The following is a 17435-nucleotide window of genomic DNA, read 5'->3' as shown; positions in this document are numbered from 1 at the left end:
ACCCAAAACCTAACTGTTACATCATGATTACCCACTTACAAGGAAAACTGGTAGAAAAAAATCCAACTTTTGTTATTATCGAATGCGCGGGAGTTGGGTACTTTCTGAATATTTCATTGCATACTTTTTCCCAATTAAAGGATGAAGAAAACATTCGGCTTTTTACGCATTTACAAGTCAAGGAAGATTCACATACTTTGTTTGGTTTTGTAGAAAAATCGGAGCGTGAAATATTCAGACTTCTAATTTCTGTTTCGGGCATTGGTTCTAGTACGGCAAGAACCATGCTTTCCTCTTTATCACCCATTCAAGTAAGAGATGCAATTGCCAATGGAGACGTCCCTTCCATACAGGCAATCAAGGGAATAGGAGCTAAGACTGCCCAACGTGTAATCTTGGACTTGAAGGATAAGATTTTAAAAGTCTACGATATGGGTGAAGTTTCCCTACAATCAAACAATACAAGCAAAGAAGAAGCGTTATCTGCTTTAGAGGTTCTTGGTTTTGTTCGAAGGCAATCTGAAAAGGTTGTGGACAAGGTTTTATCCCAAGATCCAACACTAAGCGTAGAGGACATTATAAAATTGGCGCTGAAAAATTTGTAACTAGTTTGAAAAGAGGGGCAAAACCAATACTTAAATCTTTAAGATTTAGGCACTTTTTCTTTTTTATATGCTTGCTGACAGCCACCACCTTGATGGGGCAGGAAACCAATGAGCAAGAACAAGATTCGGTAAAAACGGGTGTTGCGCTTGGTCGCTTAATTTTGGAAAATCCAGATAGCATTATTGCAAAATACACCTATGACCCTAAAATAGACCGCTATATCTATTCGGAAAGTGTTGGTGACTTTGACATCAGCCATCCTGTCATCCTTACCCCTGAACAGTATTTTGAGTTGGTTCGAAAAGAACAGATGAAGTCCTACTTCAAAGATAAAATAGACGCTTTTACGGGTAAAAAAGAGGGAAGTGAGGAAGCCAGAAAAAATTTGTTGCCCAATTTCTATGTAAACAGTAGTTTTTTTGAGTCCATTTTTGGTGGCAATACCATTGAAGTAATTCCTCAAGGTTCTGTGGCCATGGATTTGGGTATATTATGGCAAAAAAATGATAACCCAGCTCTTTCACCAAGAAACCGTACCAATCTATCTTTTGATTTTGACCAAAGAATAAGCTTGAGTTTATTAGGGAAAGTTGGGGAACGTCTTCAAGTAACCGCCAACTATGATACAGAGGCTACCTTCGATTTTCAAAATTTAGTAAAAATTGATTACACCCCTACGGAAGATGATATTCTTCGAAAAATAGAGATTGGTAATGTAAACATGCCATTGAACAGTTCTCTGATTACTGGTGCCCAAAGCCTTTTTGGGGTAAAAACCCAGTTGCAATTTGGGAAGACAACAGTAACAGCTGTTTTTTCCGAGCAACGTTCACAGAACAACACAGTAGTTGCCCAAGGAGGAGGTACCGTTAATGAATTTGCATTGACCGCTTTGGATTATGATGAAGACAAACACTTTTTCTTAGCACAATACTTTAGAGATAATTACGATCGTGCCCTTACTAATTATCCTTTTATTCAAAGCCAGGTGCAGATTACCAGATTAGAAGTTTGGGTAACCAACCGTAACCAACAGACGTTGAATGTTCGGAATGTGGTTGCTATTCAGGATTTGGGAGAGGTTGAGCTAGGTGCAGATGGTAGAGAAATTACCAGAATAGGGAAAGAAGGAAATGCTCCGGGAGGATTTTTCAATGTTCTTACGCCAGGGGCACTACCACAAAATGGTGCAAATGATTTTGATCCATCATTAATAGGAAATGGCGGGCAATTAACCTCAGCTATTAGAGATATTGCTACTGTAGAGACCGGATTTAACGTTACTGCAAACCAAGGTTTTGACTATGCTATTCTGGAAAATGCACGTAAACTGGAACAAGGCAGAGACTACCAATTTGATACACAATTGGGGTACATTTCCCTAAACCAAAGGCTCAGTAATGATGAGGTTTTGGGTGTGGCTTTCCAATATACCATTAATGGAGAAGTATTCCAGGTGGGGGAGTTTGCCAATGGCGGAGTGGACGCAACTACGGTTTCCGGAGGAGTGAATCCCATTATTGAAAACAATACACTTATTCTAAAACTACTTAAAAGTAACATCACCAATGTAGATGATCCCATCTGGGATTTGATGATGAAAAATATCTACGCCACAGGTGCTTTTCAATTAAGTGAGGAAGATTTTAAACTGAACATTCTATATTCTGACCCTACCCCAAGAAACTACATCACACCGGTAGACCCAAATGCAGGTTGGCCAGTGGGTTATGAAGAACGTATTCTTATTGATATCTTCAACCTAGATCGATTAAATGTATACAATGATGTGCAGCCAGGGGGAGATGGTTTCTTTGATTACGTACCGGGAATAACAGTTGATACACAGTCGGGACGAATTATTTTTACTAAGGTAGAGCCCTTTGGAGAATTTCTATTTGGAGAGTTGGGTGGTGGAACCTATGATGTTGATGATGATCAAGGCTATAATGTAAATCAGCAACGCTATGTGTTTCGAAACATGTACGCAAAGACCAAGGCAGCTTCTTTGCAAGATGCTGAAAAAAATCGTTTTCAAATAAAAGGACGCTATAAATCACAAGGAAATAATGGAATTCCTATTGGAGCGTTTAATGTGCCTCGAGGCTCGGTTAGAGTCACAGCCGGCGGGAGACAATTGCAAGAAGGTATAGATTATACCGTGAACTATCAGGCCGGTACTGTTCAGATTTTGGACCCTAGTTTGGCAGCGTCAAATACGCCAATAAATATTTCCGTTGAAAATAATGCCGTGTTCGGCCAGCAAACAAGAAGGTTTACTGGAATAAATGTGGAACATCAGTTTAATGAAAATTTTGTGTTGGGCGGTACACTTTTGAATTTGAACGAACGCCCGCTGACCCAAAAATCAAATTTTGGAGTTGAACCGGTTAACAATACTATTTTTGGATTGAACGGAAACTTCAGTACGGAAATTCCATTTTTGACCAGACTTGCAAACAAGCTTCCCAATATTGATACCGATGTGCCCTCTAATTTATCAGTACGGGGTGAAGTGGCATTCTTAAAACCAAATTCCCCAAAGAATGCAGATTTTCAAGGCGAGACCACAACCTATTTAGATGATTTTGAAGGAGCGCAGGCTCTTATCGATATTCGCTCATCTTTAGGATGGACTTTGGCAAGTCCTCCAGTTGAGTTTTTAGAAGATAGAACGGATATTGACGTAGGTTTCGAACGAGCCAAAGTGGCGTGGTATACTATTGACCCCATTTTTTATACCAACCAAAGACCGTCAGGAATGTCGGATAATGACATTTCATTAAACACTACCAGAAGGGTTTTTATTGATGAGGTTTTTGCAGAAACAGATATTGCTCAGGGACAAACACAGGTACAAGGAACCTTGGATTTGGTGTATTACCCAGACGAAAAAGGACCCTACAACGCCAACCCAAGTTTTGCTGCCGAAACTCCAGACGATAAGTGGGCGGGTATTATGAGGCCGTTAAGCAGCACCAACTTTGAACAATCCAATGTAGAATTTGTTCAGTTTTGGGTATTGGATCCTTATGTGGATGGTGAAACGAATAACACCAATGCGGGAGAACTCGTATTCAACTTGGGAAATATATCCGAAGACATCTTAAAAGATGGACGTAAGCAGTACGAAAATGGATTGCCTGCGACAACCAATAACGAGATTCCTAGAACCACCATCTGGGGACAAGTGCCTTCGACTCAATCTTTGGTGTATGCTTTTGATGCAGATGAAGCCAATAGAACATTACAGGATGTCGGTTTCGATGGTTTGGACGATGCAGGAGAGCAAGCAATTTATAATGGGCCAAGTGAAGATCCAGCATTAGATAACTATCAGTATTATTTAAATAGAGAAGGTGGGATTTTAGAACGTTATTTTGATTTTAACAATCCAGATGGAAACTCTCCCGTTGCAGTAAGCAATACAAATAGAGGGTCGACCACATTGCCAGATGTTGAAGATATTGACAGGGATTTAACCATGAATACGGTGAATAGCTACTATGAATACCGAATTCAAATTAGACCAAATACAGACATTAATGATCAATATGTAACGGACATTAGAGAAGGGCTTACCCCAGATCTTCCTAACGGTACCCAATTGAACAGAAGATGGATACAATATAAAATTCCGTTGAGTGATTTTACAGATGCCGTTGGAGGAATAACAGATTTTCGTTCCATAAGTTTTATGCGAATGTACCTCACAGGGTTTACCGATGATGTGGTATTGCGTTTTGCTACGTTGGATCTTGTGCGTGGAGATTGGAGAACCTATACCAATTCCTTGCAACCAGAGATTGACAATGACCCTTCGGATGATGGAACGGTAACCGATGTCAATACAGTTAATATAGAAGAGAATTTTGGCAGACAGCCCATACCCTACGTATTGCCTCCAGGAGTAGTAAGAGAGCAATTGAATAATAACAATACGATTATAAGGCAGAATGAGCAATCCTTGTCTTTTGTAGTGGAAAATTTGGAATCTGAAGATTCTCGAGGAGTCTTCAAAAATGTGAATATCGACGTGCGACAATATGAACGCATTAAGATGTTTATGCACGCCGAAAAAATACTGAATGGGGATTATTCTGATGACGATACCCCATTGGTTGGTTTTCTAAGAATAGGTACCGATTTCTCAGAGAATTTTTATCAAATAGAATTACCACTTCAGTTCACGCCTTTTAATGTAACATCGCCAGATGAAATTTGGCCAGATGTAAATGAGATAGATATCGACTTAAGCGACTTGAACAAGGTAAAATCTAGAGGAATTGCGGAGCAAACGCTTAATGATATCAATTACTATGAAATTATAGATGGACAAGCTGTTTTAGTAGATGAATTTGCACCAAGAACACTAGGAAGGTTACGTATAGGAATTCGAGGTAACCCATCCTTAGGGAGTATTCGTGGAATGATGGTCGGTGTTAAAAACATTGATGATTTACCCGCTAGAGGAGAAGTTTGGTTTAATGAACTGCGATTAGCAGGTTTAGATAATAATGGAGGCTGGGCAGCAATTGCTGCTTTGGATGCCAACATGGCTGACTTTGCCAATGTAACAGCAACAGGTAGCAGAAGCACCTCAGGTTTTGGCTCTATAGATCAAATGCCTAACGAGCGTTCACGGGAAGATGCCATTTCTTATGATGTGGTGACCAATGTAAACGTAGGTCAGTTATTGCCAAAAAAGTGGGGAATACAACTTCCATTTAATTATGGCATTTCGGAAAGCTTGATTACCCCAGAGTTTGATCCTGTTTACGATGATTTAAAACTTGATGATCGTATTGCAGCGGCAACCACACCGGAGGATGCCGAAACAATTAAAAAACAGGCCGAAGATTATACTAAAAGAACGAGCATCAACCTCATTGGCGTTCGCAAGAACAGGAGCGATGAAGCTAAAGAAAACTTCTATGATGTTGAAAATTTCACCTTTAATTATTCGTATAACGAAACCAATCACAGGGATTTTGAAGTTGCGGATTTACGTGATCAAAATGTAACAACGGGCTTTGTTTATAATCACAATTTCAAACCAGCACCAGTTGCCCCATTTGTCAAAAAAGATTCCTTGTTTATGAGCAAATACTGGCAATGGCTTAAAGAACTTAATTTTAATCTATTGCCTACAAGCTTATCGGTAAACGCTAATTACAATCGTTCCTTTAACCAACAGCGTTTTAGAGATGTTTTGGAACCTGGTGTAGATGCGTTGGAACTGCCTTTGCTGCAACAGCGCAATTACCTATTCAATTGGCAATACGCATTAAATTACAGCATAACCAAATCGCTACGTTTGAATCTGACGGCATCTAACAATAATATAATACGGAACTATTTTAATGTGGATGACGATGCTGATTCTGGTATTAATCAAGCATTGGATTTATGGGATGGCTTTTTTGATATTGGTGAACCCAACCGACATTCGCAGCAAATGCAGTTGAATTACGAATTACCGTTCAGTAAATTCCCATTCCTCAATTTCATCAATGCGCAGTATACCTACACCAGTAATTTTGACTGGCAACGAGGTGGAGATGCCTTAAGAGAAGTTGCACTTGAGGATATCAATACAGTCCAAAATGCCAACACCCACAATTTAACTGCTAATTTAACCATGCAGCGTTTTTACGACTTTCTAGGGCTTAAAAAGAAAGATGGAAAAGTGACTGCTACGCAAGCACGGGTGAGACGAGATAAAGCTGGGAACCCTGCTTCAGATGCAACTGATGAAAAACCACCGAAAAAAACCAGTAAAGCCTTCAATACCCTGGTTGATATTGTAACTATGGTAAAACGTGTCAACGTGAACTATAGCGAAAATAATGGAAAGGTATTACCCGGCTACACACAGTCTATAGGTTTTATCGGAACTACCAGACCTAGTTTTGGATTCATTTTTGGAAGCCAAGCAGATGTACGTTTTGAAGCCGCAAGAAATGGATGGTTGACCACATTTCCTGAGTTCAACTCCCAATACATGCAGAATACCAACAAGCAGTTGAATATTACAGCTACGGCACAACCAACGCAAGATTTAACTATCGATTTTACTGCGGACCGGCAAATTTCGAATAGCTATCAAGAAAATTTCCAAGTGAACGATTTGGGGAATGGTCAGTTTGAATACGAAAATTTACTCGGGAATACCTTTGGTAATTTCAGTATCTCCACAGTAATGATTGGAACCGTATTCAATAAAAGTGACGAATTTGATTCCGAAACCTTTGATAAATTCAAGGAAAACAGAATCACCGTTGCCAACAGATTGGTTGCAGATAGAGGACAAAATCCTGGGACTTTGGATGCGGATGGATTCCCAGAGCGCTATGGCAAAACGCAGCAAGAAGTATTGCTTCCGGCATTCTTTGCGGCTTACACCGGACAAGATGTAGATCGTGTCAATTTAGATGCTTTCCGAGATATACCAATTCCAAATTGGAACATTAAGTATACCGGATTAATGAAAAACCGATGGTTTAAAAAGAAATTCAAGCGTTTTTCATTAAGTCATGGCTATCGGGCTGCATATAGTATCAACTCGTTTCAAACCAATTTAGAGCGAGAGAATACTACCACAGACCCAGAAACTGGAGATTTTCTTCCAGAGAACATCATCAACAATGTAGTGCTTACCGATCAGTTTAATCCATTAATGCGGGTAGATTTTGAAATGAAGAATTCGTTTAGTTTTCTAGCTGAGGTGAGAACGGATAGAACCTTATCCTTAAGTTTTGATAACAACTTGCTTACGGAAATTAACGGTAAGGAGTACACTTTGGGATTGGGCTATCGCTTTAAAGATGTAAAATTTGTAACCAATATTGGTGGTGAAAAAACAAGATTGAAGGGTGACCTAAACCTTAAAGCAGATTTATCCCTAAGGGATAACATCACCATCATCAGAAATCTGGATGTTGATAATAATCAGATTACCTCTGGACAGCAATTAATGTCCATCAAGTTCACTGCGGACTATGCTTTAAGCAAGAGTTTAAATGCCTTGTTCTTTTATGATCATTCGTTTTCACAATTTGCCGTATCCACTGCATTTCCACAAACTACCGTTAATGCTGGTTTTACCCTTAGATATAACTTCGGGAACTAGGATTTCATTAGCCAAAAGATCATTTTGTGATAACAGGAATTTTGTTTTCAAGTTTACTTGAAAAGCTATGACTGATCCTTTACATTTGTTACCTGACTAATACAAATTGAACAATGAACATACCAGCAGAATTAAAGTATACCAAGGACCATGAATGGATTAAAATAGAAGGAGATGTTGCCAAAGTGGGCATTACGGACTTTGCCCAAGGCGAGTTAGGTGATATCGTTTATGTGGAAGTAGAAACCTTGGATGAGACTTTGGATAAGGACGAGGTGTTTGGTACGGTAGAAGCTGTAAAAACAGTTTCTGATTTGTTTTTGCCACTTAGTGGTGAGATTGTGGAATTTAATGAAGCCTTGGAAGATGAGCCCGAGAAGGTGAATACGGACCCTTATGGGGAAGGTTGGATGATCAAAATAAAAATAAGTGACGCTTCTGAAGTAGATACGTTAATGAGCGATGACGATTACAAAGCATTGATTGGTGCTTAAAAAGTATACTTTTACCTTATTATTTATAAGCTGGGTTTTGTGTATTACAATGCTCAGCTTATTTTCTTTTTCAGATTTGGATACCGGTACCGTGAACATCCCTTATGCCGATAAAATAACCCATTTTTCATTTTATTTGATTTTTTCCGTGCTAGGTTGCCTGTTTGTAAGGGAGCGTACACAGGGCAGAATAAAGTTAGGCAAGGCAGTGTTGATTATATTGTTCGTAGCAATAGCATATGGCATATTTATTGAAGCAATGCAGTATATAGCAACTTCAAATCGAATGGCCGAAATTGGCGATGTAATTGCCAATACATTAGGTGCAATTGTAGGAGTTCGCTTAATTAAATGGTATTTTTCTAAAGAAAGGCCGTTAAAATGGAAAATTTAATTGCTTATTTAACCAATTAATAATTAAATTAGCAAACACTAAAATTAAAACGATGGAACTAAAAAAGAATCCAAAAGCAGACGTAGGAAAGAACAGTACCCTCTATTTTGTAATAGGGTTAGCTGCTGTTTTGGGGTTGGTTTATGGAGCCATGGAGTGGAAAAAATATGATAAATCCAATGACTATGATATCTCAATGAATATCGAAGATCAGTTGGATGAAGAGGTGCCGATGACAGAGCAGATAAAAACTCCACCGCCACCACCGCCACCAGCTGCACCAGAGGTTATAGAAGTTGTTGAAGATGAAGAAGAAGTTGAAGAAACTGTTATTGAATCAACAGAGACCAGCCAAGAAGAAGAAGTAATGGAAGTTGAAGATGTCGAAGTTGAGGAAGTTGATGAAGATATTTCGGTTCCTTTTGCTGTAATTGAAGATGTACCAGTATTCCCTGGTTGTGAAGGCGCTAGTAATAAAAAGCAGTGTTTTCAAGATATGATGCAAAAGCATATTCGTAAAAACTTCCGTTATCCTGAGATTGCCCAAGAAATGGGTGTTCAAGGAAGGGTAAATGTGATTTTCGTAATCCAAAAAGACGGTAGTATCGGAAACATTAGAATGCGTGGACCGGACAAAAACTTGGAGAAAGAAGCCTTACGTATTATCAATAAGCTTCCTAAAATGACACCAGGAAAACAAAGAGGTAGAGCTGTGAAAGTTCCTTTTAGTATTCCAATTACATTTAAGCTTCAGTAAAATATGATATTCTTGTTGCGGCAGGAATAGAAAAAGCCCTAGCGGAAACGTTAGGGCTTTTTTTTATAATTTACATTACATTTAAATTGAGATTACCAATGTAGGCGAATTGCCGTCAATTATCTGAATTATGAAGTCAACCCAATTTGGAATTTTGATAGTCGTTTTTGTTCTGATTTTTTTCGGAGTAATACTTATGGAAAGAACGTCAAGCAAGGATATATCCTTGAAATATGAATCTGAGATTAACTTATTTGCAAAAAAAGTTAAATATTACAAAGGAGTTGTTTCATTAGATGATAGTGTTTCTATTTCTGGCAATTGTCCAATGATTCGAAAATTAGAGACAAACAACAACCCTACAGTACTGGGTGATTTCTCTGGTCCATATAGACTTATTAAGAAAAGAAACAATGATACGGTTAAGATTGTAATATCGTATGATACATTGTACTTCAAGTTTTTGAGACTAGATTAGTTCAATAATGTATTAGAGTTTTTTAACTCTATTTCACCAAACTCGTATAAACCGTAGTTCGCATCTTTTCAGGATTAATATAGCCGTTGCCATGGGTACCATCATACTTGGAAAGTAGTTGGGCATCCGCTGTTATCTGCTCCAAAGTCTTACCGGCTGCAATTTCCTTTTGTACAATGCTTCTAATATCTTCCAGCATGTTTACATACGTCTGCAATTCACTTTTATTGGAAGGCCTTCCGTGCCCTGGAATTATTTTTGTATTCTCATCAATAACCAACAATGCTTTTTTGTGGGCAGCGATATAGCCATCAATACTTCCACCGCTCTTTAAATCGATATAAGGATAGCGGCCCGAAAAATAAGTATCACCCATATGTAGCACATTTTCGTTCACAATATAGATCATACTATCCCCATCCGTATGTGCGTTGTGCACATGAAAGGCCATAATGGTTTCATCACCATCATAAAAGGCCAAGTCTTCAGAAAAGGTAATTTCTGGTAACGTTTTCAAATAATCTGCCTGACTCAACTTTTTGGCTGCCACATTTTGCTGTCCTCGGGTTTGTAATCGCTTGCGAACATTATCTTGGGCTACTATGGTGGTTTCATCAGTATTAAAATTTACGTTTCCTCCTGTATGGTCTCCATGCATATGGGTATTTACCAAATACGTAATAGGTTTATTTGTAAGTGTTGCTATGGTCGTCTTAATTTTAGCACTTAAAGGGGCAAATTGATCATCAATCATAAAGACTTTTTCCTTTCCAACATAGAGGCCGATGTTACCCCCTCGTCCAGTAAGCATATATACATTTTGGCTTAAGGTGTCCACGGTAATGGTAACTTCTTTATCTTGGGATTGTACTAATGTGGCAGAGAGAAATGCAATAATGATCAAATAGCGCATGGTGTATGTTTTAACGTTGATTTCTATGGTAAGACGTATTGCTGCTTCAAAAATAACATAAAGACTTACAATAGGTTGGAAAAGATACGGACTGACGTTATCTTTGCCAGCCAATATAAATTGTGGATGAAGTCTGCCGTAGGTTCTGTAAAAAACACATCTTGGTCCTTGATTTTTTCAGATTTTAAGGAAATCACCAAAGCCAAACTGGCTCTTAGTGTGCTATTTTCATCCATTGCGGGTTATTTTTTAGGTGCTTACCAAATTGATTTTACCTCTCTTGCCTTATTGGCATTTGGGGGATATTGTATGGTAGGAGCTTCAAACGCTTTTAACCAAGTTATAGAAAAGGATTTGGATGCCTTGATGAAGCGTACCAAAAATCGTCCAATACCTGCAGGACGCATGTCCGTCAATTCAGCAATGGCCATTGCCATAACCATGACACTTTTAGGTGTGGTGGCACTATATCTATTAAGCCCCAAAACGGCAATGTTCGGTGCTATTTCCATATTTCTGTATACAAGTGTGTATACGCCATTAAAAACTAAAACACCCCTTTCAGTTTTTGTAGGGGCATTTCCGGGAGCAATTCCCTTTATGTTGGGTTGGGTAGCCGCAACAGACGATTTTGGAATAGAACCTGGCACCCTTTTTATGATTCAATTTTTTTGGCAGTTTCCACACTTTTGGGCATTAGGCTGGATGCTGGATGACGATTACAAAAAAGGAGGCTTTAAAATGCTGCCCACAGGTAAAAAAGATACGGGAACAGCATTACAAATTATATTGTACACCATTTGGATGATCGTAATCTCCATCATGCCGGCTTTTGGATTTACAGGAAGACTTCATCTGTCTATTCCTGCGGCAATTATTGTATTGCTATCCGGCTTGGTAATGCTTGCTTTTGCGTTCAGACTGTATGAAAAAAGAGATAATGCATCAGCAAGAAGATTAATGCTGGCTAGTGTCACCTATATTTCGGTGATTCAAATCATTTATGTAATAGATAAGTTTATTAGTTAAAAAGTATGGATTTAACCGAGGGGAGTATTGAACAGAAAAATAGGCGCGCAAAGAAAATGATGCTTTGGTTTGGCATTGTGAGCCTAATTATGGGTTTTGCAGGTTGGACCAGTGCCTATATCGTGAGCAGCAAACGTGATGATTGGATCAGTGATTTAGAATTGCCACAGGCTTTTTTCATTAGCACTGCAATAATCATTCTAAGCAGTGTAACCTATTTTATGGCTAAACTAGCCGTTGGTAGAAATAATCAAAAACAAGGAACACTCTTTTTATTGGCAACTTTGGTTTTGGGAATCTCTTTTATTGCATTGCAATTTGTGGGCTTTTCCCAAATGTTGGAAAATGGATACTATTTTACAGGACCTACCAGTAGTATTAAAATGTCCTATGTTTTTTTAATTGCGGCAGTGCATATTGTCCACCTTATAGCAGGGTTAATTTCATTATTAGTCGTGTTGGTGCAGCAATTAAAAGGAAAATATATGTCAGGCAATATGCTAGGTTTGGAATTGGGTGCTACTTTTTGGCATTTTTTGGATTTTCTTTGGGTGTATTTGATACTATTTATGTATTTCGTAAAATAATTTTTAACAGAAATAGTTTTCATTCAACTTTATCTTTTTGAATACGCCAAAAAATGTAAATTTGTGAAAGTTTTATTAAAACGACCTTTTATATGGATACAACGGTAACAACCGGTACTGAAGAAAGCGTTTGGGGAGGCGGAAATCGCCCACTAAATGCCAGTTATGGAAAAATGATGATGTGGTTTTTTATTGTCTCAGATGCCTTAACATTTTCTGGGTTCTTGGTTTCTTATGGCTTTTCTAGATTTAAGTTTATAGAAACATGGCCAATTGCCGATGAGGTGTTTACCCACGTTCCCTTTTTTCATGGGAACTACCCCATGTACTATGTGGCGTTTATGACCTTTATTTTGATAATGTCCTCTGTGACCATGGTGCTTGCTGTGGATGCCGGACATAAAATGAAGAAAAATACGGTCATTTGGTATATGTTCGCTACCATTATTGGCGGTGCAATATTCGTTGGTTCACAGGCTTGGGAATGGGCAACTTTTATAAAAGGAGATTATGGAGCGATAGAAACCAAAGGAGGTAGAATACTTCAGTTTGTAAATGCTGAAACTGGAGAGCGTGCTGCTCTAAGGGATTTCTCTACAGCCTTGCCAGAAGACAGGATAAAACATGAGAGTAATGCCGGAATCTGGTATCAAAAAGATGGGTATAAAACTTCTTTTTCTTTAAATGAAGTAATTGAAGGGTTTAAGGCGAGTCCTAATATTTTAATTCGTACGGAGACCATCAATGAAGAAGGAGAAAAAACACTATTAAACCGACAAGAATCCTTGGCCAAGCTTAAAGATGCAAGTTTAGTAGTAGAAGGAGCTAACCTTATTCGCAATGAATACGGAAGCCGACTTTTTGCTGACTTTTTCTTTTTTATTACAGGTTTTCACGGATTCCACGTATTCTCTGGGGTCTTAATCAATATTATCATTTTCTTTAATATCATTCTGGGCACCTATGAACGCAGAGGACATTATGAAATGGTGGAAAAAGTTGGTCTATACTGGCACTTTGTGGATTTGGTATGGGTATTCGTATTTACATTCTTTTACTTGGTATAAAATTTTAATTTTCACTTCCGCAAAAATGGAAGTCAAAACATAAACGTTTTAAATGGCACACGAGCATAAACTGGAAATTTTTAGAGGACTGGTAAAATTCAAGTCAAACATCCAAAAAATATGGGGTGTACTTGTTTTTTTAACCATAGTAACAGCAGTAGAAGTAGGTTTGGGGATAACCAAACCAGAATTCCTTACCAAAAACTACTTCATTGGAATGAAACTCCTTAATTGGATTTTCATTATCCTAACCTTGGTGAAGGCCTATTACATTGCTTGGGATTTTATGCACTTAAGAGATGAGAAAAGTGCTTTGCGCAGAGCTATAGTTTGGACGCCGATATTTTTGATTTGCTACCTGATTTTTATTTTGCTTTTTGAAGCAGATTATATATATAATGTATTCAAAGATGGTTTCCTAGCTTGGGACTTCTAGAAAAGTATTAACATTGAAAAAAGACGGTTTTTAAACCGTCTTTTTTATTTTTGCACAAGTAAAAATACAATGAAAAAGGCCTTTGTTTTAATTGTTCTATTTGTCTTCCCTTTGGTGGCCTATTTGTTTTTTGCTTCTGGTATCAACAACTTTGGAAGGCTGCCTATTCTTACTGAGAATATCCCCAACGTATCCCAACTGGATAACGAAGTAAATCTTGATAATAAGATTACCATTTTAGGATTTTTAGGGAGTGAAATAGGGCAGAAAAAAGGAAATGCATTCAATCTAAACCAGAAAATCTATAAGCGCTTTAGCGATTTTAATGATTTTCAAATTGTAATGGTAGTTCCCAAAGGAACTGAAGACAAGGTCAAGGCCTTGAAGAACGAGTTGGGAACGCTTTCAGATGTTGAAAAATGGAATTTTGCGTATGGCAGTGAGGCCGAGATCAAGGCCTTTTTCCGAGGGTTAAAAACCAATATGTACTTAGATGAAAATTTGGGAACACCATATGTTTACATCATTGATAAAAGCAGAAATCTTAGAGGACGCAATGATGATGAAGAGGAAGGAACTAAATATGGTTTTAATACCAACTCTGTCGCGGAACTTAACAATAAAATGGAAGACGATGTAAAGATTATTCTTGCAGAATATCGTCTAGCGCTAAAGAAAAACAATGCCAACAGGAGCAAATAGCAAAAAGAAATATACCTACGTCTGGGTGTCCTTGATCATTCTGATTTTTGGAATACTATTCATCCCAAAAATTGTAAATCGATTAAAGAACAATTCAGTAGTGGAAACCGACCGGATGAGCATTCGGTCGCAACAAAAAGAGGTGGGTTTTGTAATTAGCAATGGGCAAAAAAGAAAAGTCCCAGAGTTTTCCTTTTTAAATCAGGATAGCATACTTATTTCCAACAAAGACTATCTAGATAAGGTGTACGTAGTTGAATTTTTCTTTACTACCTGTCCAACTATTTGCCCTATTATGACTAAGAATCTGGTGGAGTTGCAAAACACTTTTGAGGAATATGAGGATTTTGGAGTGGCTTCTTTTACCATTAATCCTAGGTATGATACCCCTTCGATACTTAAAAAATATGCAGCGCGTTATGGCATTACAGATACAGATTGGCACCTAATGACAGGAGACCAGAGCAAAATCTATGCATTAGCGCAAGAAGGGTTTTATATTGTTGCAAATGAAGTAGAAGACGCGCCAGGCGGTTTTGAGCACTCCGGTATGTTTGCTTTAGTGGATAAACAAGGTTTTATACGATCTAGGGATGACAAAAACGGAAACCCACTAATCTATTATAGAGGTACAATTACCGAAAAAGAAAGTGTCAATAAAGAGGGGGGAGCCCAACAGATTACGATGCTTAAAGAAGATATTAAAAAACTATTGCTAGAAAAGTAATGGAAGAGGTTACGCAGAGAGAAAAACGGTTTAATAGATGGATTGCAATAATTTCAATAGCAATTCCTATAGTGGTAGCGTTATTGTTTGGTTATAAAATCCCAAATGCCAAACCTTTATCCTTTTTGCCTCCAATTTATGCTTCTATCAATGGTCTAACTGCCGTACTATTAATTTTTGCTGTTTTAGCTATTAAAAACGGTAAAAAGGGGCTGCATCAAAAACTTATGACAACCTGTATTGCATTATCAGCCCTGTTTTTAATCATGTACGTGGCTTATCATATGACCTCAGAAAGTACAAGGTATGGAGGAGAAGGAGTTGTTCAATATTTCTATTATTTTATTCTAATCACCCATATAGTACTCTCTATTGCCGTAATTCCATTAGTATTGAGAACTTATGCCAAAGCCTATCTTAATGATTTTGTGGCGCACAGGAAATGGGCCAAGTATACCTTTCCCATTTGGCTATATGTTGCAATTACTGGAGTTATAGTGTATGTAATGATTTCACCCTATTACCAATATTGAGCACTTCATGAAAAAAGAACTTTTCATACTATTGCTTCTGCTACTGATTTTACCTCAAACCTCAGAAGCACAATGTGCTATGTGCAGAGCTGTTGTGGAAAGTGAAGCTGATGGAAAGATAGCGGAAGGCATAAACAATGGTATTGTTTATTTGATGGCAATCCCATATGTTTTGGTGGCCGGACTGTTTTATTTTATCTACAGAAGGATGCGGAATTAAAGGGCTCTCCAAAATTTTAACATTTTTTTTAACGCTAAAGTGTAACAATATGATGTAGCTTATGTCATATAGAAGTACGCACGCGTATTTCATCAATCATCAAACACCAACCACTATGTTCGACATTGAAAGGTGGCAAGAAATATTTGACACCATCCGGAAGAACAAACTACGCACTTTTCTTACCGGGCTATCCGTAGCCTCCGGTATTTTTATTCTTGTAATTTTATTGGGCTTTGGTCAAGGAATGCAAAATGGCATCGAAAAAGAGTTCAAGCAAGATGCTACTACAAGTATATGGGCGTGGCCAGAAACTACTTCAAAAGCATACAAGGGACTAAATCCTGGAAGACGGATTCGATTTAAGAATAATGACTTTGAAATGGCAGGTCGGCTGTTCAAAGAAGAAATAGAATATGAATCCCCAAGAGTTTTTGTCCGGGATGTAAATATTAACTACGGCAATGAAGCCTTGGTTTACAGTATACAGGGGGTGTCCTCAGAATTCCAATTTATAGAAGGTTTTAGTACGGTAGAAGGCCGTTTCATTAACTACAAGGATGAGATTTCATTAGGAAAAGTGGCCATCGTTGGTAAAAAAATCAAACAAGATGTTTTTAATAAGGTTGATACTCCTATTGGGGAGATCATTGACATCTCAGGAATTAGATTTACCATAATAGGAGTGTTCAAGGAACAAAATGAAAGAGAAGAGGAAAGAATATACATTCCCTTAACAACAGCACAACGGGTTTTTAATGGAGACGATAAACTCAATACACTATCATATACACTACCTCCGGTTGAAAATTTTGAACAAGCGGTAGCTCAAGCTGTAAGTTTCAAGGACAATTTAAGGAACTACCTTAAGGAAGAACATGTGGTAGCACCTGAAGACGATTCGGGTGTACAGGTGTGGAGTGCCATGGAAGAGGCTAAAAGATATTATGGGATTACCGGTAATATGAAGATTTTCTTTTGGTTTGTAGGGGTTTGTACCATTATTGCAGGAGTTGTGGGCGTGAGCAATATTATGCTCATAGTCGTAAAGGAACGCACAAGGGAAATAGGCATTAGAAAAGCACTTGGTGCCAAACCTTGGTCCATAGTTGGGATGATTTTACACGAATCCATTTTTGTAACGGCGATTTCAGGTTTTACAGGACTTATTTTTAGTATGACCTTATTAGAAGTTGTAGGACCACATGTTAAAATAGATTATATCGTGAACCCTTCGGTAAACTTTAATGTGGCATTTTCAACCGTAATGGTGCTTATTTTGGCGGGAACCCTGGCGGGATTTGTTCCGGCATGGAGAGCTGCCAAAGTCCAGGTGGTGGAGTCATTAAGGGATGAATAG

16 protein-coding genes are annotated in these 17435 nt (G+C 38.1%); 15 read left to right on the top strand and 1 reads right to left on the bottom strand.

The genetic code is table 11. The features are described 5' to 3' along the window. The first annotated feature begins 23 nt into the window (after positions 1 to 23). The 6 genes from ruvA (at position 24) to FVB32_RS01895 (ending at position 9861) form a co-directional block, all read left to right on the top strand. A complete protein-coding gene (gene ruvA / locus FVB32_RS01920) occupies positions 24 to 605 on the top strand; it encodes a Holliday junction branch migration protein RuvA (RefSeq protein WP_147740902.1) in 582 nt (193 codons plus the stop codon). A 5-nt stretch (positions 606 to 610) separates the two neighbouring features. Beyond that, positions 611 to 7738, top strand: coding sequence for a T9SS outer membrane translocon Sov/SprA (gene sov / locus FVB32_RS01915; protein ID WP_147740901.1), 7128 nt, complete (start codon positions 611 to 613; stop codon positions 7736 to 7738). Positions 7739 to 7851: 113 nt separating this feature from the next. Continuing rightward, positions 7852 to 8232, top strand: a complete 381-nt coding sequence (gene gcvH, locus FVB32_RS01910) for a glycine cleavage system protein GcvH (RefSeq protein ID WP_147740900.1) — start codon at positions 7852 to 7854, stop codon at positions 8230 to 8232. 49 nt (positions 8233 to 8281) lie between these two features. Then, positions 8282 to 8626, top strand: a complete 345-nt coding sequence (locus tag FVB32_RS01905; RefSeq protein WP_147740899.1) for a VanZ family protein — start codon at positions 8282 to 8284, stop codon at positions 8624 to 8626. A gap of 52 nt (positions 8627 to 8678) precedes the next feature. Continuing rightward, positions 8679 to 9383 carry an energy transducer TonB gene (locus tag FVB32_RS01900; protein WP_147740898.1) on the top strand — a complete coding sequence of 235 codons (705 nt, stop codon included), beginning with the start codon at positions 8679 to 8681 and terminating at the stop codon, positions 9381 to 9383. 130 nt (positions 9384 to 9513) lie between these two features. Then, on the top strand, positions 9514 to 9861 hold the full coding sequence (locus FVB32_RS01895) for a hypothetical protein (protein ID WP_147740897.1): 348 nt from the start codon (positions 9514 to 9516) through the stop codon (positions 9859 to 9861). Between the two features lie 28 nt (positions 9862 to 9889). On the opposite strand, the gene FVB32_RS01890 is transcribed toward FVB32_RS01895, so the two are convergent. Beyond that, positions 9890 to 10774, bottom strand: coding sequence for an MBL fold metallo-hydrolase (locus FVB32_RS01890; RefSeq protein WP_147740896.1), 885 nt, complete (start codon positions 10772 to 10774; stop codon positions 9890 to 9892). A 126-nt stretch (positions 10775 to 10900) separates the two neighbouring features. Between FVB32_RS01890 and cyoE the strand changes: the two genes are divergently transcribed. The 9 genes from cyoE (at position 10901) to FVB32_RS01845 (ending at position 17435) form a co-directional block, all read left to right on the top strand. Beyond that, on the top strand, positions 10901 to 11803 hold the full coding sequence (gene cyoE, locus FVB32_RS01885) for a heme o synthase (RefSeq protein WP_147740895.1): 903 nt from the start codon (positions 10901 to 10903) through the stop codon (positions 11801 to 11803). Between the two features lie 5 nt (positions 11804 to 11808). After that, positions 11809 to 12390: a cytochrome c oxidase subunit 3 gene (locus FVB32_RS01880; RefSeq protein WP_147740894.1), complete on the top strand. Its 582-nt coding sequence runs from the start codon at positions 11809 to 11811 to the stop codon at positions 12388 to 12390. Between the two features lie 92 nt (positions 12391 to 12482). After that, on the top strand, positions 12483 to 13457 hold the full coding sequence (locus tag FVB32_RS01875; RefSeq protein WP_147740893.1) for a cytochrome c oxidase subunit 3: 975 nt from the start codon (positions 12483 to 12485) through the stop codon (positions 13455 to 13457). A gap of 52 nt (positions 13458 to 13509) precedes the next feature. After that, positions 13510 to 13893: a cytochrome C oxidase subunit IV family protein gene (locus tag FVB32_RS01870; protein ID WP_147740892.1), complete on the top strand. Its 384-nt coding sequence runs from the start codon at positions 13510 to 13512 to the stop codon at positions 13891 to 13893. Between the two features lie 69 nt (positions 13894 to 13962). Next, on the top strand, positions 13963 to 14595 hold the full coding sequence (locus FVB32_RS01865; protein WP_147740891.1) for a hypothetical protein: 633 nt from the start codon (positions 13963 to 13965) through the stop codon (positions 14593 to 14595). Next, positions 14576 to 15322, top strand: coding sequence for an SCO family protein (locus FVB32_RS01860; RefSeq protein WP_147740890.1), 747 nt, complete (start codon positions 14576 to 14578; stop codon positions 15320 to 15322). The genes FVB32_RS01865 and FVB32_RS01860 overlap by 20 nt, the downstream gene beginning before the upstream one ends. Continuing rightward, a complete protein-coding gene (locus FVB32_RS01855) occupies positions 15322 to 15855 on the top strand; it encodes a DUF420 domain-containing protein (protein ID WP_147740889.1) in 534 nt (177 codons plus the stop codon). Before FVB32_RS01860 ends, FVB32_RS01855 begins: the two co-directional genes overlap by 1 nt. A gap of 7 nt (positions 15856 to 15862) precedes the next feature. Next, positions 15863 to 16075: a hypothetical protein gene (locus FVB32_RS01850; protein ID WP_147740888.1), complete on the top strand. Its 213-nt coding sequence runs from the start codon at positions 15863 to 15865 to the stop codon at positions 16073 to 16075. A gap of 115 nt (positions 16076 to 16190) precedes the next feature. Continuing rightward, complete coding sequence (locus FVB32_RS01845) at positions 16191 to 17435, top strand: ABC transporter permease (RefSeq protein ID WP_147740887.1); 1245 nt, start codon at positions 16191 to 16193, stop codon at positions 17433 to 17435.

Origin of the sequence: Flagellimonas hymeniacidonis, from assembly GCF_008040165.1 — a bacterium.
Lineage (GTDB): Bacteria > Bacteroidota > Bacteroidia > Flavobacteriales > Flavobacteriaceae > Flagellimonas > Flagellimonas hymeniacidonis.
The sequence above is the reverse complement of the archived record's forward strand: the minus strand, read 5'-3'. Positions and strand labels throughout refer to the sequence as shown.

What these genes read in the sequence shown, in the direction of transcription:
- ruvA (WP_147740902.1), top strand. Translation starts at nt 24, where the DNA reads ATGATTACCCACTTACAAGGAAAACTGGTAGAAAAAAATCCAACTTTT.
- gcvH (WP_147740900.1), top strand. Translation starts at nt 7,852, where the DNA reads ATGAACATACCAGCAGAATTAAAGTATACCAAGGACCATGAATGGATT.
- FVB32_RS01905 (WP_147740899.1), top strand. Translation starts at nt 8,282, where the DNA reads ATGCTCAGCTTATTTTCTTTTTCAGATTTGGATACCGGTACCGTGAAC.
- FVB32_RS01900 (WP_147740898.1), top strand. Translation starts at nt 8,679, where the DNA reads ATGGAACTAAAAAAGAATCCAAAAGCAGACGTAGGAAAGAACAGTACC.
- FVB32_RS01895 (WP_147740897.1), top strand. Translation starts at nt 9,514, where the DNA reads ATGAAGTCAACCCAATTTGGAATTTTGATAGTCGTTTTTGTTCTGATT.
- FVB32_RS01890 (WP_147740896.1), bottom strand. Translation starts at nt 10,774, where the DNA reads ATGCGCTATTTGATCATTATTGCATTTCTCTCTGCCACATTAGTACAA.
- cyoE (WP_147740895.1), top strand. Translation starts at nt 10,901, where the DNA reads ATGAAGTCTGCCGTAGGTTCTGTAAAAAACACATCTTGGTCCTTGATT.
- FVB32_RS01880 (WP_147740894.1), top strand. Translation starts at nt 11,809, where the DNA reads ATGGATTTAACCGAGGGGAGTATTGAACAGAAAAATAGGCGCGCAAAG.
- FVB32_RS01875 (WP_147740893.1), top strand. Translation starts at nt 12,483, where the DNA reads ATGGATACAACGGTAACAACCGGTACTGAAGAAAGCGTTTGGGGAGGC.
- FVB32_RS01870 (WP_147740892.1), top strand. Translation starts at nt 13,510, where the DNA reads ATGGCACACGAGCATAAACTGGAAATTTTTAGAGGACTGGTAAAATTC.
- FVB32_RS01865 (WP_147740891.1), top strand. Translation starts at nt 13,963, where the DNA reads ATGAAAAAGGCCTTTGTTTTAATTGTTCTATTTGTCTTCCCTTTGGTG.
- FVB32_RS01860 (WP_147740890.1), top strand. Translation starts at nt 14,576, where the DNA reads ATGCCAACAGGAGCAAATAGCAAAAAGAAATATACCTACGTCTGGGTG.
- FVB32_RS01855 (WP_147740889.1), top strand. Translation starts at nt 15,322, where the DNA reads ATGGAAGAGGTTACGCAGAGAGAAAAACGGTTTAATAGATGGATTGCA.
- FVB32_RS01850 (WP_147740888.1), top strand. Translation starts at nt 15,863, where the DNA reads ATGAAAAAAGAACTTTTCATACTATTGCTTCTGCTACTGATTTTACCT.
- FVB32_RS01845 (WP_147740887.1), top strand. Translation starts at nt 16,191, where the DNA reads ATGTTCGACATTGAAAGGTGGCAAGAAATATTTGACACCATCCGGAAG.